Source organism: Amycolatopsis anabasis (genome assembly GCF_009765355.1).
GTDB lineage: Bacteria > Actinomycetota > Actinomycetes > Mycobacteriales > Pseudonocardiaceae > Amycolatopsis > Amycolatopsis anabasis.
Genome location: NZ_VTHK01000001.1, coordinates 325,994 through 348,049, shown reverse-complemented (window position 1 = coordinate 348,049; position 22,056 = coordinate 325,994). Strand labels below are relative to the sequence as shown.

25 protein-coding genes are annotated in these 22,056 nt (G+C 70.1%); 15 read left to right on the top strand and 10 right to left on the bottom strand.

Annotation, left to right across the window (positions count from 1 at the left end):
* The first annotated feature begins 119 nt into the window (after positions 1-119).
* Genes FXO23_RS01740 through pknB form a run of 6 tightly spaced genes read left to right on the top strand, consistent with a single transcriptional unit; the run spans position 120 to position 8,236 of the window.
* Positions 120-584, top strand: coding sequence for an FHA domain-containing protein FhaB/FipA (locus FXO23_RS01740; protein WP_158879805.1), 465 nt, complete (start codon positions 120-122; stop codon positions 582-584).
* Positions 581-1,963 carry a PP2C family protein-serine/threonine phosphatase gene (locus FXO23_RS01735; RefSeq protein WP_158879803.1) on the top strand — a complete coding sequence of 461 codons (1,383 nt, stop codon included), beginning with the start codon at positions 581-583 and terminating at the stop codon, positions 1,961-1,963. The genes FXO23_RS01740 and FXO23_RS01735 overlap by 4 nt, the downstream gene beginning before the upstream one ends.
* Positions 1,963-3,438 carry an FtsW/RodA/SpoVE family cell cycle protein gene (locus tag FXO23_RS01730; RefSeq protein WP_158879800.1) on the top strand — a complete coding sequence of 492 codons (1,476 nt, stop codon included), beginning with the start codon at positions 1,963-1,965 and terminating at the stop codon, positions 3,436-3,438. The genes FXO23_RS01735 and FXO23_RS01730 overlap by 1 nt, the downstream gene beginning before the upstream one ends.
* The gene (locus FXO23_RS01725; protein ID WP_158879797.1) at positions 3,435-4,907 is read left to right on the top strand and encodes a peptidoglycan D,D-transpeptidase FtsI family protein; all 1,473 of its coding nucleotides are present in this window, start codon (positions 3,435-3,437) and stop codon (positions 4,905-4,907) included. The genes FXO23_RS01730 and FXO23_RS01725 overlap by 4 nt, the downstream gene beginning before the upstream one ends.
* A 3-nt stretch (positions 4,908-4,910) precedes the next feature.
* Positions 4,911-6,269, top strand: a complete 1,359-nt coding sequence (locus tag FXO23_RS01720) for a serine/threonine-protein kinase (protein ID WP_158879794.1) — start codon at positions 4,911-4,913, stop codon at positions 6,267-6,269.
* Positions 6,266-8,236: a Stk1 family PASTA domain-containing Ser/Thr kinase gene (pknB, locus tag FXO23_RS01715; RefSeq protein WP_158879791.1), complete on the top strand. Its 1,971-nt coding sequence runs from the start codon at positions 6,266-6,268 to the stop codon at positions 8,234-8,236. Before FXO23_RS01720 ends, pknB begins: the two co-directional genes overlap by 4 nt.
* 80 nt (positions 8,237-8,316) lie before the next feature.
* Here pknB and FXO23_RS01710 read toward each other — a convergent pair whose 3' ends face one another.
* The 3 genes from FXO23_RS01710 to FXO23_RS01700 are packed head-to-tail and all read right to left on the bottom strand — an operon-like array spanning position 8,317 to position 10,406.
* Positions 8,317-8,952 (bottom strand): hypothetical protein, encoded by a 636-nt coding sequence (locus tag FXO23_RS01710; RefSeq protein WP_158879788.1) that lies wholly within the window; start codon positions 8,950-8,952, stop codon positions 8,317-8,319.
* The gene (locus tag FXO23_RS01705) at positions 8,949-9,764 is read right to left on the bottom strand and encodes an ATP-binding cassette domain-containing protein (RefSeq protein ID WP_158879785.1); all 816 of its coding nucleotides are present in this window, start codon (positions 9,762-9,764) and stop codon (positions 8,949-8,951) included. The genes FXO23_RS01710 and FXO23_RS01705 overlap by 4 nt, the downstream gene beginning before the upstream one ends.
* Positions 9,765-10,406: an aminodeoxychorismate/anthranilate synthase component II gene (locus FXO23_RS01700; RefSeq protein WP_158879782.1), complete on the bottom strand. Its 642-nt coding sequence runs from the start codon at positions 10,404-10,406 to the stop codon at positions 9,765-9,767. It abuts the gene before it with no gap.
* A 112-nt stretch (positions 10,407-10,518) separates the two neighbouring features.
* Here FXO23_RS01700 and FXO23_RS01695 point away from each other — a divergent pair, with 112 nt between their 5' ends.
* On the top strand, positions 10,519-11,838 hold the full coding sequence (locus tag FXO23_RS01695) for an FAD-dependent oxidoreductase (protein WP_158880107.1): 1,320 nt from the start codon (positions 10,519-10,521) through the stop codon (positions 11,836-11,838).
* Here FXO23_RS01695 and FXO23_RS50690 read toward each other — a convergent pair.
* A complete protein-coding gene (locus tag FXO23_RS50690; RefSeq protein WP_179956644.1) occupies positions 11,832-11,987 on the bottom strand; it encodes a hypothetical protein in 156 nt (51 codons plus the stop codon). The two genes, FXO23_RS01695 and FXO23_RS50690, sit on opposite strands and share 7 nt — an antisense overlap.
* Positions 11,987-12,892, bottom strand: coding sequence for a class E sortase (locus FXO23_RS01690; protein ID WP_158879780.1), 906 nt, complete (start codon positions 12,890-12,892; stop codon positions 11,987-11,989). The genes FXO23_RS50690 and FXO23_RS01690 overlap by 1 nt, the downstream gene beginning before the upstream one ends.
* Positions 12,893-13,049: 157 nt before the next feature.
* On the opposite strand from FXO23_RS01690, the gene crgA reads away from it, so the two are divergent.
* Positions 13,050-13,316, top strand: coding sequence for a cell division protein CrgA (gene crgA / locus FXO23_RS01685; RefSeq protein ID WP_158879777.1), 267 nt, complete (start codon positions 13,050-13,052; stop codon positions 13,314-13,316).
* Positions 13,317-13,397: 81 nt separating this feature from the next.
* Positions 13,398-13,814, top strand: coding sequence for a PH domain-containing protein (locus FXO23_RS01680; protein ID WP_158879763.1), 417 nt, complete (start codon positions 13,398-13,400; stop codon positions 13,812-13,814).
* Positions 13,815-13,826: 12 nt separating this feature from the next.
* Here FXO23_RS01680 and FXO23_RS01675 read toward each other — a convergent pair whose 3' ends face one another.
* Together FXO23_RS01675 and FXO23_RS01670 are read right to left on the bottom strand one after the other, a co-directional pair.
* Entirely contained in the window at positions 13,827-14,771 is a 945-nt protein-coding gene (locus FXO23_RS01675; protein WP_246256817.1) for a rhomboid family intramembrane serine protease, read from the bottom strand.
* A 38-nt stretch (positions 14,772-14,809) separates the two neighbouring features.
* Entirely contained in the window at positions 14,810-15,364 is a 555-nt protein-coding gene (locus FXO23_RS01670; protein WP_158879760.1) for a peptidylprolyl isomerase, read from the bottom strand.
* A gap of 89 nt (positions 15,365-15,453) precedes the next feature.
* Here FXO23_RS01670 and FXO23_RS01665 point away from each other — a divergent pair, with 89 nt between their 5' ends.
* Positions 15,454-16,185 carry a hypothetical protein gene (locus tag FXO23_RS01665; protein ID WP_158879757.1) on the top strand — a complete coding sequence of 244 codons (732 nt, stop codon included), beginning with the start codon at positions 15,454-15,456 and terminating at the stop codon, positions 16,183-16,185.
* A gap of 55 nt (positions 16,186-16,240) precedes the next feature.
* Here the strand turns inward: FXO23_RS01665 and FXO23_RS01660 are convergent, their stop codons facing one another.
* Positions 16,241-16,693: a DUF6918 family protein gene (locus FXO23_RS01660; protein ID WP_158879754.1), complete on the bottom strand. Its 453-nt coding sequence runs from the start codon at positions 16,691-16,693 to the stop codon at positions 16,241-16,243.
* Between the two features lie 156 nt (positions 16,694-16,849).
* Positions 16,850-17,389: a DUF2020 domain-containing protein gene (locus tag FXO23_RS01655; protein ID WP_158879752.1), complete on the bottom strand. Its 540-nt coding sequence runs from the start codon at positions 17,387-17,389 to the stop codon at positions 16,850-16,852.
* Positions 17,390-17,544: 155 nt separating this feature from the next.
* Here FXO23_RS01655 and FXO23_RS01650 point away from each other — a divergent pair, with 155 nt between their 5' ends.
* The 4 genes from FXO23_RS01650 (at position 17,545) to FXO23_RS01635 (ending at position 20,614) form a co-directional block, all read left to right on the top strand.
* The gene (locus FXO23_RS01650) at positions 17,545-17,970 is read left to right on the top strand and encodes a DoxX family protein (protein WP_158879749.1); all 426 of its coding nucleotides are present in this window, start codon (positions 17,545-17,547) and stop codon (positions 17,968-17,970) included.
* Between the two features lie 57 nt (positions 17,971-18,027).
* On the top strand, positions 18,028-18,654 hold the full coding sequence (locus tag FXO23_RS01645) for a hypothetical protein (RefSeq protein WP_158879746.1): 627 nt from the start codon (positions 18,028-18,030) through the stop codon (positions 18,652-18,654).
* On the top strand, positions 18,654-19,292 hold the full coding sequence (locus FXO23_RS01640; RefSeq protein WP_158880101.1) for a pyridoxine/pyridoxamine 5'-phosphate oxidase: 639 nt from the start codon (positions 18,654-18,656) through the stop codon (positions 19,290-19,292). The genes FXO23_RS01645 and FXO23_RS01640 overlap by 1 nt, the downstream gene beginning before the upstream one ends.
* A gap of 89 nt (positions 19,293-19,381) precedes the next feature.
* Positions 19,382-20,614 carry a M14 family metallopeptidase gene (locus FXO23_RS01635; protein WP_158879743.1) on the top strand — a complete coding sequence of 411 codons (1,233 nt, stop codon included), beginning with the start codon at positions 19,382-19,384 and terminating at the stop codon, positions 20,612-20,614.
* Between the two features lies 1 nt (position 20,615).
* Here FXO23_RS01635 and FXO23_RS01630 read toward each other — a convergent pair whose 3' ends face one another.
* Positions 20,616-21,407, bottom strand: coding sequence for an LLM class flavin-dependent oxidoreductase (locus tag FXO23_RS01630; RefSeq protein WP_158879740.1), 792 nt, complete (start codon positions 21,405-21,407; stop codon positions 20,616-20,618).
* 87 nt (positions 21,408-21,494) lie between these two features.
* Here FXO23_RS01630 and FXO23_RS01625 point away from each other — a divergent pair, with 87 nt between their 5' ends.
* A complete protein-coding gene (locus FXO23_RS01625) occupies positions 21,495-22,028 on the top strand; it encodes a TetR/AcrR family transcriptional regulator (protein ID WP_158879737.1) in 534 nt (177 codons plus the stop codon).
* Positions 22,029-22,056 lie beyond the last annotated feature (28 nt).

Genomic DNA, 22,056 nt, shown 5'->3' with positions numbered 1-22,056 from the left:
CGCCGTTCCGGGGCCAGCGCGAGGGCCGATCGGGGCGTCCCGCAGAATTACCTGTGGGGGTCCCGCGGCGAACCGGCGTCGTGGGGTGGGGCGCGGACAGGCGGGAGCTGACACAACAAGTGCCAGAGCTGGTCGTTCAACTCACCAGGGTCGGGTTTCTCATCCTGCTCTGGCTGTTCGTGCTGGCCGCCCTGCGGGTGGTCCGGTCCGATCTCTACGCGGCATCCGGCCTGCGGGTCGCGGTGCCGAGTTTCCGGCGGAACAAGGAGAAGAAAGCACGCGGGGGCGGTAAGACCCCGCGCCAGCTCATCGTGACGCACGGCGCGCTGGCCGGCACCCGGATCGCCCTGGACGGGCGGCCGATCATGATCGGCCGCGCGGACGACTCGACCCTGGTCCTGGACGACGACTACGCGTCGACCCGGCATGCCCGGTTGTCGTTGCGCGGCACGGATTGGTACGTAGAAGATTTGGGCTCGACGAACGGGACATACCTCGACCGGGCTAAGGTCACTGCACCCCTCCGAGTTCCGCTCGGGGTCCCCATCCGGATCGGCAAGACGGTGATCGAGCTTCGCCCATGACACTCGTCCTTCGCTACGCGGCCCGCAGCGACCGTGGCCTGGTGCGTTCGAGCAACCAGGACTCGGTGTACGCGGGTCCCCGCCTGCTCGCACTCGCCGACGGCATGGGCGGTCATGCCGCCGGTGAGGTGGCCAGCAAGGTGGTCATCGCGTCCCTCGCCCCGCTCGACGACGACGAACCCGGCGACGATCTGCTTTCCCAGCTCCGCGAAGCGGTGGCCAACGGGAACGGCGCGATCGCCGAACTGGTGGCCAACGACCCGGACCTCGACGGGATGGGCACCACGCTCACCGCGGTGCTGTTCTCCGGTTCGCGCCTGGGCATGGTCCACGTCGGCGACTCCCGCGCCTACCTCTACCGGGGTGGCCAGTTCACCCAGATCACCCGCGACGACAGCTTCGTCAACGAGCTGCTCGAGCAGGGCCGGATCACCGAGGCCGAGGCGGCGACCCACCCGCAGCGTTCGCTGCTGCTCAAGGCGTTGACCGGGCACGAGGTCGAACCGAGCCTGACCGTGCGCGAGGCCCGCGCCGGCGACCGCTACCTGATCTGCTCGGACGGGCTGTCCGGCATGGTCAGCAACGAGACCCTCGCCGAGGCGATCCAGATCCCCGATCCGCAGGACTGCGCGGACCGGATGATCGAGCTGGCGCTCAAGGGCGGCGGCACGGACAACGTCACGGTGATCGTCGCCGACGTGGTGGACGTGGACTTCGGCGAGGACGCGCCGATCGTCGGCGGCGCCGCGGGCGACGGCAGCGACGAACAGCACCAGGGCGACTCCCCCGCGGCCCGGGCCCGCGCGCTCACCGCGCCGCCCCCGGCGCCCCGGCCCGAGCAGATCGAGCCGCAGCCGGACCCAAAAGCCAAACGCCGTAAGCGGTTCCGCTGGCTGGTCGGCATCTTCCTGGCGCTCGTCGTGCTGGCCGCGGCCGGTATCACCACCCGCTACTTCGTGCTCAGCCAGTACTACGTGGGCAAGGGCGCGAACGACGAGGTGGTCGTCTTCCGCGGCGTTCCCGGCAGCATCCTCGGCATCGATCTGCACCAGCAGGCCGAAGGTTCCTGCGCACCAGGGATGACCCTGTGCAAACCGCTGCTGGTCAGCCAGTTGCAGGAGACCGCGCGCACCGCGGTCGGCAACGGCGTCAAGCGCGACGACCTGAACCAGGCCCGGGACTACATCAGCACCCTGCGCAAGAACAACGTGCTCGACTGCGCTCCGCAGCAGGAAACCACTCCGCCGAGCTCCCCGCCGCCGGGCGTCCCGGGCGACGGGTTCGCCAATCCCAGTGACGCGAGCAGCGCACCGCCCGCGCCCCAGCAGCAGCCAGGAGGGGACTGCGGCCAGACGCCCGGCACGGGTGGCGGTCGCTGATGGGCCAGCCCATCCCGGACTCGCTGGCCAGCCAGTACCAGACCAACCCACCGCGCGAACTCCCCACCCGCCGCGGCACCGAACTGCTGATGCTCGCGTTCGCCGCGTTCATCGTGACGATCGCCCTGGTGCTGGTGGAAGCCAACCAGGAGCAGGAGCTCACCTCGTCGATCATCTGGCTGGGCCTGGCCTATCTGGCCATGTTCGGCCTCGCGCACTGGGCGGTGCGCCGCTGGGCGCCCTACGCCGACCCGTTGATCCTGCCGTGCGTCGCGCTGCTCAACGGCCTCGGCCTGGTGATGATCTACCGGATCGACCTGGCGCTGGCCGACCGCGCGACGCAGAACGGCGACGACTACTCCGCGGCCTGGCCGAAACAGGTGCTGTTCACCGCGCTCGCGCTGGTGTTCTTCCTCGTCGTGCTGATCGTGGTCTCCGACCACCGCACGCTCACCCGCTACGGCTACACCGGCGGCCTGATCGGCATCATCGCGCTCGCCCTGCCCGCGGTGCTGCCGAGTTCGCTGTCCGAGGCGGGCGGCGCCAAGGTGTGGATCAAGATCCCCGGCGTCACCGGGATCCAGCCCGGTGAGTTCGCCAAGATCCTGTTGATGATCTTCTTCGCGTCGTTCCTGGTGTCCAAACGGGACATCTTCATGACGGCGGGCAAGAAGGTGCTCGGCTTGGAACTGCCGCGGGCCCGCGACCTCGGCCCGCTGCTCATCGCGGCCGGCGCCTGCCTCGGCATCCTGGTCTTCGAGAAGGACCTCGGCACCTCGTTGCTGTTCTTCGGCGTGGTGCTGATGCTGCTGTACGTGGCGACCGAACGGGTCGTCTGGGTGATCCTCGGGCTCGGCCTCTTCGTCGGCGGCTGCGTGATCGCCTACAACCTGTTCACCCACGTGCAGACCCGGGTGCACAACTGGATCGACCCGTTCGCCGACGCGGACCGGGGCGGGTACCAGATCGTCCAGACGCTGTTCGGCCTCGGCACCGGCGGGATGGGCGGCACCGGGCTCGGCGCGGGCCGGCCGGACATCGTGCCCGCGGCCAACACCGACTTCATCACCGCGGCCTTCGGCGAGGAGATCGGCTTCATCGGGCTGGCCGCCATGCTGGTCGTGTACACGATCCTGGCGCTGCGCGGCATGCGCAGCGCGCTCGCGGTCCGGGACACCTTCGGCAAGCTGCTCGGCGGCGGGCTGGCGTTCTCCATCGTCCTGCAGGTGTTCGTGATCGTCGGCGGGGTGACCAAGCTGATCCCGATGACCGGTATCACCACACCGTTCCTCTCCTACGGCGGTTCCTCGTTGCTGGCCAACTACATCCTGGTGGCGCTGCTGCTGCGGATCTCCGACGCGGCGCGGCGTCCCGCGCAGCCGTCGAAGCCGAAACAGCAGAAGCAGGCGCCGCTGGCCGAGGCGCACACGGTGATGGTGCAGCGCCCGGAGGCGACCGGGGGGAGTGCCGGATGAACACGCCACTGCGCAGGGTCGGCGTCACCATGCTGGTCATGGTGGTGCTGCTGCTCGCGAACGTGACCTACATCCAGATGGTCAAGGCGGACGACTACCGCACCGACGGCCGCAACCTGCGGGTGCTCTACGACGAGTACGCCCGCCAGCGCGGCCAGATCGTCACCGAGGTCGGCGGGCAGGTGCTGGCCGGGGTCGACCCCTCGAACGACCGGTACAAGTTCACCCGCACCTACGTGAACGGCCCGCTGTACGCGCCGGTCACCGGGTACTACTCGGTGCGCTACGGCGCGGGCGGCATGGAACGCGCCGAAGACGAGGTGCTCAACGGCTCGGATCCGCGGCTGCTCGTGCGCCGCCTGTCGGACATGATCACCGGCCGGGACCCGCGCGGCGGGAACGTGCAGCTGAGCATCGTGCCGAAGGTGCAGCAGGCGGCCTACGACCTGATGACCAAACGCGGCTACACCGGTTCGGTCGTGGCGATGGACCCGAAGACCGGCGCGATCCTGGGCATGGTGTCCACCCCGTCCTACGACCCGAACAAGCTCGCCTCGCACGACGGCAAGGCGCAGGGGCAGGCGTGGTCCGGGTTCGACCAGGACCCGAACAAGCCGATGCTGAACCGCGCGATCCAGGAGACCTACCCGCCGGGTTCGACGTTCAAGCTGGTCACCGCGGCGGCCGGCCTGGAGAACGGCCTGGTCAAACCGGACACCCCGATCAACACCGCGCCCAACGTGAAGCTGCCCGGCACGAACGTGACCCTGGAGAACTACGGCGGCGCCGCCTGCCAGGGCACCACGTTCAAGGACGCGCTGGCGCACTCGTGCAACGTGCCGTTCGCCGAACTCGCCGGGGCGCTCGGCAAGGACAAGCTGAGCCGCACCGCGGCCAACTTCGGCATCGGCAAGACCGATCTGACCGTGCCGATGCGGGTGGCCACCTCCGGCCTGGGCGACCTCGCCGGTCAGCCGCAGCTGTTCCAGAGCGGCATCGGGCAGCGGGACGTGCGGCTGACCCCGCTGCAGGACTGCCTGCTGGCCGCGACCGTCGCCAACGGCGGTATCGCGATGAAGCCGTACCTGGTCAAGAAACTGCTGGCGCCGGACCTGTCCGACATCGAGACCTTCGGCCCCGAGCAGCTGACCGGCGACCCGGCGCTGTCCCCGGAGAACGCGAAGATCCTCAAGGACCTGATGATCGCCTCCGAGGCGAACACCAAGGGCGGCGGCAAGCGCGGCGACCTGACCATCGCGTCCAAGACCGGCACCGCCGAGCACAGCAACGACCCGAAGAACACCGCCCCGCACGCCTGGTACACCGGGTTCGCCCCGGCCGAGGACCCGAAGGTCGCCGTCGCGGTGATCGTCGAGTCCGGCGGCAACCGCGGCCTGGAGGCCACCGGTGGGACCGTGGCCGCGGAAATCGGCCGGGCCGCGATCAACGCGGCGCTCGGGGGTGGATAGCGGATGCTCTCCACGGGTCAGCTGCTTGCCGATCGTTATCGGCTGGCGAGCCGGATCGCCGTCGGCGGGATGGGCGAGGTCTGGCAGGCCAACGACACGCGGCTGGACCGTACCGTCGCGGTGAAGGTGCTCAAGGCCGAGCTTTCCGGTGACGCCGAGTTCCTGCACCGCTTCCGGACCGAGGCCCGCACCACGGCATCGCTCAACCACCCCGGCATCGCCGGCGTGCACGACTACGGCGAGACGGTGGCGGACGAGCTGTCCATCGCCTACCTGGTGATGGAACTGGTCGAGGGCGAGCCGCTGGCCGGGATCCTGGCGCGCGAGGGCCGGTTGAACGCCGAGCGCACGCTGGACATCCTGGAGCAGGCCGGAAACGCCCTGCAGGCCGCGCACGAACGCGGCCTGGTGCACCGCGACGTGAAGCCCGGCAACATCCTGGTCACCCCGGCCGGTCAGGTGAAGATCACCGACTTCGGCGTGGCCAAGGCCCGCGACGCCGCGCCGGTGACCCGGTCCGGCATGGTGATGGGCACCGCGCACTACATCGCGCCGGAGCAGGCGCTCGGGCAGGACGCCGAACCGGCCAGCGACGTCTACTCGCTCGCGGTGTGCGGGTACGAATGCCTCACCGGCTACCGGCCGTTCCTGTCCGACAACGCGGTGACCGTGGCGATGATGCACATCCGCGACATGCCGCCGCCGCTGCCGCCGGACGTTCCGCCGGGCGCCCGGGCGCTGATCGAGGCGACCCTGGTCAAGGACCCGCGGCAGCGCTACGCCACCGGCGGCGAGTTCGCGAACGCGGTCACCGCGGTGCGCGCGGGCCACCCCCTGCCGACACCCGCCGGGCTGCTGAACGCGGCGTACGCCCCGGGCCCGATGATGCCGCCGAACAACCCGATGACCCCGGTCGGCCCGGGATCGCATCCGGCGATGGCGCCCGTCGCCCCGCCCGGAATGCACCCGCCGCACACCGGGATGAACGTGGCGCCCCCGCGCCGCCGCAACCACACCGTGCTGTGGGTCGTGGTGGCGATCGTGGTGGCCGGACTGATCGTGGCGGCGCTGCTGATCGTGCCGCGGCTGCTGAGTTCGACCAACGGCGGACACCCCGGCCAGGTCGGCACCAACAGCACCGAGCCGGGTGGCCAGACCAGTGAACCGGCCCTGCGACCGGTGCCCGAACGGTCGACCCGCCCGGCCGAGCCGACGGACGGCCCGCCCGGCCACACCACACTGCGGCAACCGGGCGATGTCACCGAAGACTCACCCGGCACGGGCCCGTCTTCAGCCACAGGCAACGGGCTACAAGGCATGATGAGCACACCTTGGACGGAACGGAACGGCATCTCGCGATGAGCACACCCAGACTGCTCTCCAACCGCTACGAGCTGGGCGACACGCTCGGCTACGGAGGCATGTCCGAGGTCCACCACGGCCACGACGTCCGCCTGGGGCGCGAGGTCGCGGTGAAGATCCTGCGTGCCGACCTGGCCCGGGACCCCCAGTTCCAGGAACGGTTCCGCCGCGAAGCGCAGAACGCGGCCGCGCTGAACCACCCGGCGATCGTCGCCGTGTACGACACCGGCGAGGCGCAGACCGAGTACGGTCCGCTGCCCTACATCGTCATGGAGTACGTCGAGGGCCGGACGCTGCGCGACATCGTCAAGACCGAGGGCCCGATGTCGCAGAAGCGCGCCATGGAGGTCATGGCGGACGTCTGCGCGGCGCTGGACTTCTCGCACCGGCACGGGATCGTGCACCGGGACGTCAAACCGGCCAACGTGATGATCACGAAGAACGGCGCCGTCAAGGTGATGGACTTCGGCATCGCCCGGGCCATGCACGACGGCCAGTCCGCGATGACGCAGACCGCGGCGGTGATAGGGACCGCGCAGTACCTGTCGCCGGAGCAGGCCCGCGGCGAGGCGGTCGACGCGCGCAGCGACGTCTACGCCGCCGGTTGCGTGCTCTACGAGCTGGTCACCGGCGAGCCCCCGTTCACCGGCGATTCGCCGGTCGCGGTCGCCTACCAGCACGTGCGGGAGGATCCGCACGCCCCGTCCACGGTGAACCCGGCGGTCTCCCCGGAACTGGACGCGGTGGTGCTCAAGGCGCTGGCCAAGGGACCGGCCAACCGGTACCAGTCGGCCGCCGAGATGCGTTCGGACCTGGTGCGCACGCTGTCCGGCCAGCGCCCCTCGGCCCCGATGGTGATGGCCGACGACGAGCGCACGCAGCTGATGGACAGCAACCGGCGCCAGCAGGCCGACGAATACGCCGACGATCTCTACGACCCCGAGGAGGAGGCGCGGCAGAAGCGCAAGCGCCGCACCCGCCTCGCGGCGGTCCTGGTGGTGCTCGGCATCGCCGCGGTAGCGATGGTCATGTGGCTGGCCGGGGCGTTCAACAGCAAACCCGACACCGTGGCCATGCCCAATCTCGTGGGGCAGTTGCAGGCGCAGGCGGAGAGCCAGCTCATCCAGATGGGCTTCGGCAAGCCGAAGATCGAGACCGTCCCCTGCCGCCAGAAGGCCGAAGGCGGCTGGACCTGCCCGTCCGATTCCATCGGAAAGGTCATCGAGACCGATCCGAAGCGGGACACGCAGATCCCGACCAGCCAGCAAGTAACCCTCAGGGTAGGCGCCAAACCCCAGCAGACGTCCGTGCCGGATCTGGTCGGCAGGACCCGCGAAGACGCCGAGGGGACGCTCAAGAACGCGAACCTGACGCTCGACACGAACATCGAGGAGGTCGAGGTCAGCGACCAGAGCCAGTACGGCAAGGTGATCAAGCAGAGCCCGACCGCCGGCAACAAGGTCGACGAGGGCACCTCGGTCAAGATCACCGTCGGCAAGACGCCGAACATGGTCCAGGTCACCAACTACGAGGGCAAGACCTTCGCCGAGGCGTCGGCCGGGCTCAAGGCGCTCAACCTGCAGGTGACCCGCAAGGATGTCGACTCCGACCAGCCGAAGGACCAGGTGGTCCGGCAGACCCCGAACGGCGGCAGTGTCGCCGAGGGTTCGAAGGTCACGCTCGAGGTGTCGAAGGGCAACAAGCAGCTGATCGACATGCCTTCGCTGATCGGCATGACCGAAGACCAGGCGCTGTCCGCGCTGCGCGACCTGGGCTGGACCGGCAACGCCAGCACACAGGCGGAAAAGGTCACCGACAACTCGCAGGTCGACAAGGTGACCAACACCAACCCGCAGAAGGGCGCCAAGATCCCCAAGGACCAGCCGATCGTGCTGTTCATCGGGGAGAAGGGCAACGCGACCACGCCACCGTCCTCGATCGGCATCCCGGGCCTGCCCCCGGGCTGATCCGGCAGCTACGCGAAAAGCCGCGCACCCGTTGGAGGTGCGCGGCTTTTCGCGTAACGGTCCGGTTTCGTCGGGGGTGCTCAGCTCCGCCGCTGGACCAGAACGCCGACCAGGACCGCACTGGCGGCCAGCACGAGCGCCGACACGGCGGCACCGAGCAGGACTGCGCCGGACATGCTCTCGTCCGCCGCCAGCGTCCGCAGCATCGGGTTCACCAAGGGGATCGGCCGGGCCAGGACCACCACGGCGAGCGCGAGGAGCGCGCCGATGACCGTCCACCCGGCGCGCGCGACCAGCAGGCGCGAGCAGGGCAGGCCGATCGCGATGCCCGTCCCGGCGCACGCCAGGTGCGCCAGCGCGCCGAACCCGAGTTCCGCGCCCGGGACCGCGCCGTGGGTGACCAGCGACCAGGCCAGCACCAGCGCGGTCAGCCCGGCCGAACACGCCAGCACCGCCGCGACCACGCCGCCGAGCACCGCGGACACCCGGCGCGCGTGGGCGAGCGTGATCAGGCGCTGCACCGGGTCCTCGGCGTCGACGAGCGCGATGGTCAGCCAGCACGCGACCACGGTCAGGGCTCCGGCGCTGACCGCGAACTCCGGCGGCGCCGGGGAGTCGCGTTCGTTGAACAGCACGGCGAGCAGGCCGAGGTACGCCAGCAGCGGTGGGAGGTATCGCTGCGAGTGGCCGAGGAGGGCTAGCTGGTAGCGGATCATCGGTTTACCGGAGTGTCGACGGATGCCACGGACCAGCCGCGGCGCAGGGCGGACAGCAGCACCGCGTCGCAGCGGGACGCGGCGACCGCGAGTTCGACCCGGTCGCCGTCCGCGGTCACCAGCGCGACACCCGGTTCGGCGCGCCAGTCCCCGGCGCCGGGACCGCGCAGCACGATCCGCGCCCGCGGCCCGGGGTCTTCCGGGGCGGTGTGCTCCGGGCGCAGCACGCCCCCGGCGAGCCCGAACACCGCGGTCGCGTGCTCGCGCGCCACCTCGAGCCGGTGGTCGGTGAACACCACGCTCGCGCCGCGGTCCCGGGTTTCGGCGAGGATCTCGGCGAGCACCCCGTGCGCCGCGGTGTCCAGGCCCGACCACGGTTCGTCCAGCACCAGCAGTTCGGGATCGCCGAGCAGCGCCTGGGCGAGGCCCACCTTCTGCGCGTTTCCCTTGGACAGCTGGCGCAGCGGCGCCCCCGGGCCGCCGACCAGGGCGAGCCGCTCGAGCAGTTCGGCGGCCTGTTTGTCCACAGTAGACAGACCGCTGATCCGGCCGAGGTGGCGCAGGTAGGCGAGCGCGCTCATCCGGGTGGATGCGGGAAACCGGTCCGGCATGTAACCGATCGCGGGGCGACCATTCAAGGTTCCGGATGTCGGCCGGGAAACTCCGGCGAGGATCCGCAGCAGCGTCGACTTGCCCGAACCGTTGGCGCCGACGACTCCGATCACCTGGCCGCCGCCGATCTCCAGATCGACTCCGGTCAGCACCTCCGGGCCGCGCCGGTAGCGCTTGCCCACCCCCAGCAGGCGCAACATCTAGGCCGCGGCGGACTTCTGCAAAGCCCGGGTCTCCCGCTCCAGGTTGTCCACTGTGGACTCCTCGGCCGGGTGCCCGGCGGAGCGCATCCAGTTCGCCAGCATCCGGTGGCCGCCCTCGGTGAGCACGGACTCCGGGTGGAACTGGACGCCCTCGATCGGCAGTTCGCGGTGCCGCATGCCCATCACCACACCGGATTCGGTGCGCCCGGTGACCTCGAACTCGTCCGGAATCGTCTCCGGCAGCACGGTCAGCGAGTGGTAGCGGGTCGCGGTGAACGGATCGGGCAGCCCGGCCAGCACGCCCGCGCCGGTGTGGTGCACGCTGCTGGTCTTGCCGTGCAGCAGTTCGTGCGCCCGGTCCACAGTCGCGCCGTAGACCGCGCCGATGGCCTGGTGCCCGAGGCAGACTCCGAGCATCGGCGTCCGGGTGTCCGCGCAGCGCCGGACCACGTCCATGCTCTGCCCGGCCCGTTCCGGCGTGCCCGGCCCCGGCGAGACCAGCACGCCGTCGAACTCGCCGACGCGGTCGAGGTCCACGACGTCGTTGCGCCACACCGTGCAGTCCGCGCCGAGCTGGGCGAGGTACTGGACCAGGTTGTAGACGAAGCTGTCGTAGTTGTCGACAACGAGTACGCGCATGCGGTCACTCTACCGGTGTTCACATGCTGGACCGTCATTCGGATCACAGTGAAAGTTAGGGCAACCTTACCTTACCTTGAGACGTGTGAATCGATCTCTTCGCGTCGCGATCGTGGGCGCCGGCCCGGCCGGTATCTACGCCGCCGACATCCTGGACAAGTCCGAAGCCGACGTCAGCATCGACCTGTTCGAGCGCATGCCGGCGCCGTTCGGGCTGATCCGCTACGGCGTCGCCCCCGACCACCCGCGCATCAAGGGAATCGTCACCGCGCTGCACAAGGTGCTGGACCGCCCCGGCATCCGCCTGCTGGGCAACATCGACTACGGCACCGACATCAAGCTCGACGACCTGCGCGAGTTCTACGACGCGGTCATCTTCGCCACCGGTGCCTGCGCCGACCGGCCCCTGGACATCCCCGGCATCGACCTGCCGGGCAGCCGCGGCGCCGCCGACTTCGTCTCCTGGTACGACGGCCACCCCGACGTGCCGCGGACCTGGCCGCTGGAGGCGACCAGCGTCGCCGTGCTCGGCGTCGGCAACGTGGCCCTCGACGTCGCCCGGATCCTGGCCAAGACCGCCGACGAGCTGCTCGCCACCGAGATCCCGCCGAACGTCTACGCGGGGCTGAAGGCCAGCCCGGTCACCGACGTGCACGTGTTCGGCCGCCGCGGCCCGGCGCAGGCCAAGTTCACGCCGATGGAACTGCGCGAACTCGACCACTCGCCGAACGTCGAGGTCATCGTGTACCCGGAGGACATCGAGTTCGACGAGGGTTCGATGGCCGCGATCCGCGGGTCCAAGCAGGTCGACATGGTGGTCAAGACCCTGCAGGAATGGGCCATCCGGGACCAGGGCGACCGGCCGAAGCGGCTGCACCTGCACTTCTTCCACTCGCCGGTCGAGGTGGTCGGCGACGGCCGGGTGACCGGGCTGCGCACCGAACGCACCGAGCTGACCGGGGACGGCAACGTCCGCGGCACCGGCGAGTTCCACGACTGGGACGTGCAGGCGGTCTACCGCGCGGTCGGCTACCTGTCCACCCACCTGGCCGAGATCCCGTTCGACCACGTCTCCGGCACCGTGCCCAACCAGGCGGGCCGGGTCCTCGACCTGGACGAGAACCAGCTGCCCGGGGTGTACGTCACCGGGTGGATCAAACGCGGCCCGGTCGGGCTGATCGGGCACACCAAGGGCGACGCCGCCGAGACGATCGCCAGCCTGCTCGCCGACGCGGGCACGCTCGCCCCGCCGACACGCGGAGAGCCGGACGCGATCCTGGACTTCCTCGCCGAGCGCGGTGTCCCGTACACCACCTGGGCGGGCTGGGGCCGCCTGGACGCCCACGAGCGATCCCTGGGCGCACCGCAGGGCCGGGAACGCGTCAAGGTCGTCGAACGCGAAGAGATGATCCGGGTGTCCCGGGACTACTGAACCGACACGTCGTTGAACGGCAGCAGCGGCTCCACCCACGGGAAGATCACGAACATCAGCAGCGCGACCACGCCGGCCACCAGGGCGAGCGCGAGCACCGCCTTCGCGGCCACCGGCCCGGGCAGGTGTCGCCAGATCCAGTGGTACATCAACCCTCCCCGATCTGCTTGAGCAGTTCCGGATATCCGCCGCCGTTCGGCGCCTTGCGGAACTGCTTGACCAGCACCGCGTGGATGATGAGCCGCTCGCGGTCGGAGAACTGCGGGTGGCAGGTGGTCAGCGTGAGCAGCGCCGCCTGGGACGCCTTGGGCAGCAGATCGGTCGGCCGGTAGGGCACCGGCGCGACCGCGTCACCGCGGTTCGGGCTGACGATCTTGCGCCCGACCGTCTCGCCGTACGGCCCGCCGCCGGGCTGGTTCGGATCGCGCAGCGTGCCGACCTTCGCGCATTTCGGCTGCATGCCCTTGCCGGTCGCCCAGCCGTTGATCTCGTCGTCGTGCGGCAGCACCCGGTAGACGAAGAAGTCGCTCGCCGTCTCGACGACGATCGCGTCGCAGGAGTTCAGCAGGTCGAGGTCGTTGAACGGGGCGCCCTTGCCGACCCGGTGCCCGGCGACGCCGAAGTTGCCGGGCTCGCCGGGCAACGCGGTGCCCTTGTAGTGCCCGGGCCCGATCTCCAGCGACTCCGGGCCGACCCCTTCCTGGATGGTGAAGTGGTAGTCGGCGCCGAAGGTCGGGATGTACAGCCGGGCGAACGCCTTGCCGTCGATCAGCTCGGGGTGCAACTGGCGGCCGTTGGCCCAGTCGTCGTCCAGCGCGGAGCTGGCCGTGGCCTGCTTGCCGGCGGAGAACCAGTCGGTGACGTACAGCTCGTAGACCACGAACAGGAGCACCACGATGCCCGCGGTGATCAGCAGCTCGCCGACCGTGCGCACGGTCCGGCCGCCGGCGCCCGCGGGCCCGGACCGCCCGGTCGTCGCGGTGCGCCCGGGGCCTTCGCCGCCCGGCCCGACGAACTCGCGTCCGTCCGGATCCGGTCCGTCGTGGATGGTCACGCAAGCTCCTCTCGGCAACGAACAAGCAAGGACGGCTCCGCCCCGGTTCTTGCGCGTCCTCGATTACGTTAACGTGTTCACGAAGCACTGGTTGCGCCCCCGATCGGGGACGCTTCCGGGCCGACGACACACTCGGACAGCACGCGAGGACTGACAGATGCCCAAGTCCAAGGTTCGCAAGAAGACGGCGTACACCCCGCCGACCGACCGGCGCACGCCGGTCAAGGTGCGGGCCGCGGGGCCGTCCCACCCGATTTACAAGGGCGTCATGTTCGGGCTTATGCTGCTCGGGCTCGTCTGGCTCGTGGTGAACTACATCGCGGGCGACAAGATCCCCTTCATGATGGAGCTGGGCAACTGGAACTTCGCGATCGGTTTCGCGCTGATGATCTCCGGTCTCCTCATGACCATGCGCTGGCGCTGACGGTAGTGACTCGATTACTCCGAACGGCCGCTTGACACCGAATTACACCGGTGTGACTCATCCCCATTGTGGATAAAGCCTGTGGATAACTCGGCTTCGTGGGCACCTCGTCCGGCGCTCGTCGCCGTCGCCTGGCTGTCCACGGCCGCGGCCGCGGGCGGCGCGGTGCTGACCGCGCTCGCCGGTGACCGGCCGGGCGCGGTGCTGTTCGGCGTCGCCGCCGTGGTCCTGGCCGCGCTCGCGGCGCACGGCACCCTGCTGCGCCCCCGGCTGACCGCCGATCCGCACGGCATCGGCGTCCGCACCCTCAGCGGCCGCCTGCTGCTGCCGTGGCCGGACGTCCAGGTCCGCCTGCGCACCACCCGCCGGCTCGGCCGCCAGGCCCAGACGCTCGAACTGGAGGCCGAGGAGGTCCTGCTGGTGCTCGGCTGGCTCGAACTCGGCGCCGAACCGCGCGACGTCCTGGACACCCTCAGCACCCTGCGCACGGGGCACTGAGATCACCGGCGGTCACCGGCAGACGAACACCTGCCGGAGGTAACCGCAGGTCATCCCGCTGATCTCGCTGTCGCGGTACACCACCAGGCCGATCAGCGCCACGGCGAGCAGCGCCACCGCGCCCGCCTGCCAGAACGCCCGGTTCTTCTCCGGCGCGTACACCATCGCCGCCGTCACCAGCGCGCCGACGACCAGGCCGCCCAGGTGCGCGAGCAGCGAGATGTTCGGGATCCCGATGCTGATGGCGATGTTCACCGCGATCACCACGAGCGCCGGGACCGGGTTGAGCCGGAGCCGGAGCACGGCGACCAGCAACCCGCCGAGCAGGCCGTAGATGGCCCCGGACGCGCCCGCCGACGGGCGGTCGATCTGGTCGAACAGCATCACCGCGACCGACCCGCCGAACAGCGAGAGCACGTACACGGCGAGGAACCGCACCCGGCCCAGCAGCAGTTCGATGTCCCGGCCGAGCACCCACAGCGAGAACATGTTCACCGCGACGTGCAGCGGGCCGATGTGGAAGAAACCCGAGGTGAGCAGGCGCCACCACTCGCCGTTGAAGACGACGCCCGGCGTCCACATCATGCTGTCCTGCTCGATGGGCGCGAGCTCGTTCTGCATGAGGCTCTGCGCCTGGATCACCGTGAGCACGAACAGCGCGAGGTTGATCGCGATGAGCACCGGCGTGACGACGGCCCGTTCGGCCGGCACGGCGCCCGCGACCGTCCGCGTGCCGTAGCCCGCGCCGCGGTACTGCCGACGCTGGGCGCGATCGGCCTGCCGACCGGCCTGCACGCAGTCGATGCACTGGTAGCCCACGGAAGCCTCACGCAGGCAGTCCGGGCAGGCCGGACGGTCGCATCGCGTGCAGCGCAGGCCGGTCGCACGGTTCGGGTGCCACCAGCAGCCAGGCATCGCCGCCTGCTGGCCGGGCTGGGGGTACGGAGGCTGATTCACGATGACTCCAACCTACCGAAGTCGCGTGAACTCGGCCGTCAGCGCTCGATGTCGATGCTTTCGATGACGATGTCGTCGACCGGCTTGTCCGCCAGGCCGGTCGCGGTCTGCGCGATCGAGTCGACCACGTTGCGCGACTCCTGGTCTTCCACCTCGCCGAAGACGGTGTGCTTGAAGTTCAGGTGCGGCGTCGGCGCGACGGTGATGAAGAACTGCGAGCCGTTCGTGCCGGGACCCGCGTTGGCCATCGCCAGCAGGTACGGCTTGTTGAACTGCAGTTCCGGGTGGAACTCGTCGCCGAACTTGTAGCCGGGGCCGCCGCGGCCGGTGCCGGTCGGGTCGCCGCCCTGCACCATGAAGCCGTCGATGACCCGGTGGAAGATCGAACCGTCGTAGAACGGGCCGGTCTTCTCGCCCTTGGCGTTGGGCTGGGTGTAGTCCTTGGTGCCCTCGGCCAATCCGGCGAAGTTCGCGACCGTCTTCGGGGCGTGGTCAGGGAAGAGCTTGAGGCGAATATCGCCCTTGTTGGTGTGCAGAACGGCCTTCTGGGCACCACCAACGGGCGATCCATTGCTATCAGTCACGAGTCTCATCGTGCCATCAGCGGCGAGATCCGCCGGAAAGGGGCACGATAGGTTACAGGCAACGGACAGGAAACAAAACGATTGACGAGGTGAAGGCCATGACTCGGGCCGCGGATTCGGTGGGTGAGTCGGCGAAGGCCGGCCTGCTCGGCCTGCGGAAGAAAGCCGTCGAGGCCGGTAGGGCCGGTGCCGAAGCGGCTGCGCACGCCGCACAGGCAGCCGAGCACAAGCTCGCCGAGGGCGCCGATGTCGCACGGAAGGACGCCGGTAGGACCAGCCGTCGCGCGCAGAAGAAGCTCGCGCGCAAGGCCGGGGTGACCCGCAAGGAGCTCGCGCGCAGCGGCAAGCAGGCGCGCAAGGAGGCGGCCGAACGGCTGAAAGAGATGCGCAAGCCGGGCCGCAAGGCCAAGAAGGCGGCGCTGCGCGCGGCCAAGGCCGCCGGGGAGTCCAAGCGCAAGGCGAAGAAGGACTTCAAGGGCGCCAGGAAGGACTTCAAGGCCGCGCTCGCCGAAGCCAAGGTCGCCGCCCGGGGCGGGCGCAAGCGCCGCCGCTGGCCGTGGATCCTCGGCCTGGGCGCGCTCGCCGCCGGTGTCGCCTACGCGTTGCGGTCCAAGCAGGAGCCGCCGGTCGCCCCGGCGCCGCCGCGCAGCACCACCCCGGCGACTCCGGCGAAACCGGCCGCTCCGGCGAAGCCCGCCGCCGCGAATCCGGAACCCAAGCCGGAGGCCAAATCCGAGGCGAAGCCCGCGGCCAAGGCGGAGCCCAAGCAGCCGGTCCAGCGCAACGGCCAGCAGGCGTCGAACCCCGCCGGCAGCGAGAAGAAGAACTGACCACCGCACGCGAAAGGCCGGGCACCTGCTTGAGGTGCCCGGCCTTTTCGCGTTGTCAGGCGTTCGCCGCGTGCTTGTCGATCAGCTGGCCGAGGCGGGGCAGCGCCTCCTCGACGTTCTTCTTGCCGTTCGGGCGCAGCTTGCCGTAGACCTTCTTGATGCTGTCGCGGCTGCTCTTCTCGGCGCGCGCGTCGGTCACGCTCAGCAGCGCGTCCGCCGCCTCGTCGGACCGGCTGGACAGGTAGGCGCCGAAGTCGCCGCCGCCCTTGCCGCGGAAGTCGGCGTAGAACGGCTCGAGCGAGCCGGCGAAGTCGTCGAGCAGGCTGTCCACCGCGGCGGGGATGATGCCCGGCTTGATCTTCTTGACGGCCGCGAAGCCGGTCTTGACGACCGCGCCCGAGACACCGCCCTTGTCCGAGACTTCCTGGTCGACGAGCACCTCGAAGTCGCTCACGACGGCCGGACGCCTGCTGGAGTCGAGCAGGATTTCCTTGAGGGTTTCAGCCACGGGTTTCTGTCCTTTGTTGATCGAAGTTCACGAACTCTTGCGCAGCCCTGACGCGCCAGCGCGGCGTGCTGGGACACGCCTGCGCGCAGGTCCTCCCCGGCTGCGGTGTGGTCAGGGTAATACAAGATCAATTTTGCCCCGCACGTGCTCACCCGGTTACAGAGCGAGTGCCGAAACGGCCTGTTTGGCCACCGTGCGTGCCTTGACGGTCTGCCGCTGGTTCGTGGTGACCACGACCGCCGTGCCCTGTTTCGCCACCGCGTACACCGCGCCGCCGTCGGTCGCCTGCGAACCGCCCTGCCAGCCGGGCGGTTCGTCCGCGGGATTGCTGGTGTTCACCGGGGCCGCCTTGTCCACCAATGCCTTGGCCACCACCGGATCGCCGGTGTAGACCCGGACGGTCAGCTGCGGTTTCCCGTTCAGCGCGTAGAAGAAGCACGCCGGATGCGGTTTGTCCGCCGACGTGCGCACCTTCGACACCCGCTGGCCGTTGGCCTGCGCGACGAAACCGTTCTCCAGGTACGGGCAGGGCCCGTCGGCCACGGGTTCCGGATCGGGCGGCGGCGCGGGCGCGGTGGAGACCGGGGAACTCGGCACGGGCGGGACCGAAGGCGGGGCCCCGCCGCCCGGGGAACAGGCGGCGAGCACGGCGACGGCGGCTGCCAAGGCCGCGGCGGGGATCACTACTGGTCGCATAGCAGGGCCAGTGAAGCACGTCCCTGCCGCCCTACGAAGCAGGCACCTCGATGGTTCAACTTTCACCAAGATTTGGACCAAACGCACAATCCGACGAAAGTCGGCCGCAAGTAAGGCTACCCTAAGCGACACCTCTCACCCCTGCTGGAGGACGAATGAAAACCCTGGCCCAAGGGCGGGAACACGTGCTCGCGTTGTTCCGGATCGTGGTGGGTTTCCTGTTCGCGTGCCATGGCGCGGCCACCCTGTTCGGCATTCTCGGCAAGGCGAAGGCCGCCGAGTTCGGCGTGTGGCCGGGCTGGTGGGCCGCGGCGATCCAGCTCGTCGGCGGCGCGCTGGTCGCCCTCGGCCTCGGCACCCGGGCCGCCGCGTTCATCTGCTCCGGCTCGATGGCCTACGCCTACTTCGTTTCGCACCAGCCCGACGGCCTCCTGCCGATCGAGAACGAGGGCGAGGCCGCGGCGATGTTCTGCTGGGCGTTCCTGCTGCTGGTGTTCTTCGGCCCCGGGCGCTGGGCGCTGGGCTCGGTGTTCGCCCGCCGCTCCGGTTCGGTCGCGACCGAAGCACAACCCGCACACTGAATCCGCGCACGTGCGAACATGAGCCCGGCGGTGAAAGAGGCCGGAGGAGGTTCGCGCATGCTCACCCCAGAGCAGTACCTCGGTGTCGTTGCCGAGCGGATCCAGCGCTCCGGCGGCCGCCTGAACTCGGTCCAGATCGGGCCGGCGACGGCGGCCGTCGGGCTGTTCACCGAATCGGTGGCGCTGTCCACCATGAACTACTGCGTGGTGGCCGCGCCCGCACCGGACATCACCGCCGCGGCGCTGTTCGACTTCACCGCGCGGGCCACGCAGCACGCGCGCGCGAACGTGCTGGGCACGGTCGGCTGGACCGCCGCGTCGGTGGTCATCGCCGGGCTGGTCGGGCCGCGGGTGTACCCGGACGCCGCGCAGGCCGCCTCGGCGAAAACCGGCAACCAGTTCGGCGGGGAGACCCGGATGGTCGCGGTCGACCTGACCTCCGGCCAGGTGCACGCGTTCATCGGCACCAAGCTGTGGGGCGCGGCGGTGCACAGTTCGGTCAACGCCAAGCTGACGTTCTGCTTCCCGCAACCGGCCGAGGCGTGGCAGCAGGTGCAGTGGGCGGCCCAGCAGCAGCCGCGGCTCCCCCAGCCGCCCCAGGGACCGCCGCCGGGCCAGGCGCCGCCCGGTCATCCCGGGTACGCGCCCCAGCAGCCCGGCCCGCACTACCCGCCGCACCGGTGATGAGCGCGCTCCGCGGCTGGCCCTCCTTTCCCGAAGAGCTGCCGGATTTCGATCCCGGTGACGTCCCGGCGCGACCGCACGAGCTGTTCCTCGCCTGGCTCACCGATGCCGGCGCGCACGCGCTGGCCCCGCACGCCACCACTTTGTCCACTGTGGACGCTGACGGCGTGCCGGACGCCCGGGTGGTGATCCTGAAGGACGTCGACGCGGCCGGGTGGTCCGTGGCGTCCGGTTCGGACAGTCCGAAAGGCTTGCAACTGGCCGCGAATCCGCGGGCCGCGCTCACCTTCTTCTGGCCGGTCCGCGGCCGCCAGGTGCGCGTGCGCGGCCGGGTCGCCCCGGCCGCGCCGGAGGTTTCGGCGGCGGACTTCCGCGCCCGCCCCCTCGCGTCCCGGGTGGAGGCGTTCATCGGGCGGCAGTCCGAGGTGCTCGACGACCCGGCGGACCTGCTCGCCGCGGCGGCCGAAGCGGAACGCCGGGTGAGCGAGGACCCGGATCTCGTCCCGCCCGGGTGGACGCGCTACCTGGTCGTCGCGGATTCGGTGGAGTTCTGGCAGGCCCGCCACGACCGGCGGCACGTGCGGTTGCGGTACCGGCGCGCGGACGGCGACTGGCTGCGCGAGCGGCTCTGGCCGTGAGTGTATTTCCGACTATCGACGGGTTGTAGGCAACAAATCACTACTGAACTCTGGGCGTCACCTGATTTCAGTGACCGTTCGGAGGCGAGATGTTGACCAGACGGCGCACCTGGAGCGCGCTGGCCGCGGCCGCGGGGCTCGCGTTGCTCACCGCAACCACACCGATCGCCGATGCGCAGCCCGCGCCGGCGCGGGGGCTGTACTCCCTGCAGGGCGCGCACACTTCGGCCCAGCGCACGGCGGTGGCGAATGCCGGGGTGGACATCGCCGGTTCGTCGGACGGCACGCTCAGCGTGGTCGCCACGCCGGAGCAGGCGGCGAGCCTGCGCGCGAACGGGTTCACCCTGAACCAGGTCGGCGACTTCGACCAGCTGCTCGCCCAGCGCAGCAAGGGAACCGGTGTTTACCGGGCCGGGGACTTCCCGTCCGGCGACGAGGGTTACCACACCTATGCCGAGACCACCGCGGAGTTGCAGAAGGCCGCCAAGGACCACGGCGACATCGCGAAGCTGTCCAGCGTCGGCAAATCGTTCGAGGGCCGGGAACTGAACCTGCTCACGATCGGCGGCGGCGACAACAAGCCCGGCGTGCTGTTCACCTGCAACCAGCACGCGCGCGAGCACCTGACCACGGAGATGTGCCTGCGCATCGTCAACCGGTTCACCGACGGCTACGCCACCGATCCGAAGATCAAGGAAATGGTGGACGGGCACACGATCTATGTGATCCCGAACGTGAACCCGGACGGTTCGGAGTACGACATCTCCGGCGGCGAGTACCACGGCTGGCGCAAGACCCGGCAGGGCCAAGGCGTGGACCCGAACCGGAACTGGGACTACAAATGGGCCTGCTGCGGCGGATCCAGCGACAACCCGGGCGCCGAGGACTACCACGGCCCCTCGGCGTTCTCCGAACCGGAGACCAAGGCGGTCGCCGCGTTCGTCGATTCCCACGCCCAGCAGATCAAGACGCACATCGACTTCCACACCTTCTCCGAACTGGTGCTGTGGCCGTTCGGCTTCACCGAGGACGACACCACCGAGGGCATGACCCAGGAGGAGGCCAAGCGCTTCCAGGACGTCGGCAAGGAAATGGCCGGCACCAACGGCTACACCCCGGAGCAGTCCAGCGACCTGTACATCACCGACGGCGACGTCAACGACTGGGCCTGGGGCAAGCACAAGATCCTCAGCTACACGTTCGAGATGTACCCGAAGAACGGCGGCGGCCTGGACGGTTTCTACCCGCCGGACGAGAAGATCGGCGAGCAGACCACCCGCAACGACGCCGCGGTCGACATCATCATCCGCGAAGCCAAGTAGGTCAGCCGGGCGCGCGTCCCGCGGTGGCTTCGAGTTCGCTCAGCCAGTCACCGGCCGGGGCGCGCGCCTCCAGCAGCCAGGTCGCCCCGGCCGCCGCGTACCCGGCCGGGGCCTGACCGGGCGCCCGCAGGGCGATCACGTCGAACCCCTCCGGCACCGGGCCCAACGCCGCGACGACCGCGGAAACCCCTGCCGGATCGAGAAATCCGCGTTCGCGGTCGATGATGATGGCGCCGTCCCAGCGGCGGGCCCGGGCCAGCGGGCGCCGGGCGGGCCAGCCGCACGCGATCCAGAGCGGCGGCCGCGGGCGCTGCACCGGCACCGGCCGCAGTTCCGCGTCCACGGTGAAGTGCTTCCCGTGATGGACGATCCGGTCCCCACTCCAGAACCCCGCGACCAGCTTGAGCGCCTCGTCCGTGCGCTCGGCGCGGATCTTGGCGTCCGGCTCGTCGCCGAACGCGGCGAACTCGTCATCCGGCAGGTTGCCCAGTCCGACCCCGGTGATCACCCGCCCGCCGGAGACGTGGTCGAGGGTGGCCACCTCCTTCGCGAACTTGTGCGGCCGCCGCCGGGCGAGCGGGGTCACCATGGCGCCCAGCCGGATCCGCCCGGTGGCGTGCGCGATCGCGCCGAGCAGCACCCACGGGTCGTGGGGTTCGAGGCCGCTGCCGGGCGGCATCCGCACGTGATCGTCGAGGAACACCGCGTCCCAGCCGGAGTTCTCCGCGGTGACCGCGAGTTCGATGAGCCGGTCCGCCGGAGCCATGCTCGGCAGGGCAAGTCCGTGTCGCATCGCGCACCTTCCTGAGGTCCTCTAACCTGAACCGACGTTCATGATCTATCATGAACGCAAGTTCAGCTTTTTCGCAAGGAGGTCGCCGTGCGGAAGCCGCGCGCGGATTCGATCCGCAACCGCGCGGAGATCCTGCGCGCGGCGCGGGCGTTGCTCGCGGCGGACGGCCCGGCGGCCGGGATGGACGAGATCGCGCGCGAGGCCGGGGTCGCGGTGGGCACGCTGTACCGGCACTTCCCTACGAAGACCGATCTGGTCGGCGCGATCATGGCCGAACTGGCCGCCGAGGTCGTCGGCGAACTCGATGCCGCCCTCGCCCGCATCACCGGTGGGGGCCGGGCGTGGGACGAGATCGCCGCCCTGCTGCACCGGGTGGTCGTCGATTCCGACGACGACCGCGCCCTGCGGGAGGCGGCGACGAACCTGGGCGCCTACTCGGACGAACTGGAACTGCGGGCACGCGAAGCGGTGTCCGCCATGGTCACCGCCGGGCACCGCGAAGGCACGGTCGCGCCCGAGGTCACCGCGGACGATCTGGCGTTGCTGATGAAGACGCAGCCCCCGGCCGCCGATCGGCGCCGCTGGGCCGAACTGGCCCTCCGCGCCATCGCCGCGCGCTGAGCACGCACCGTCCGAAAGGGAAGTTCCG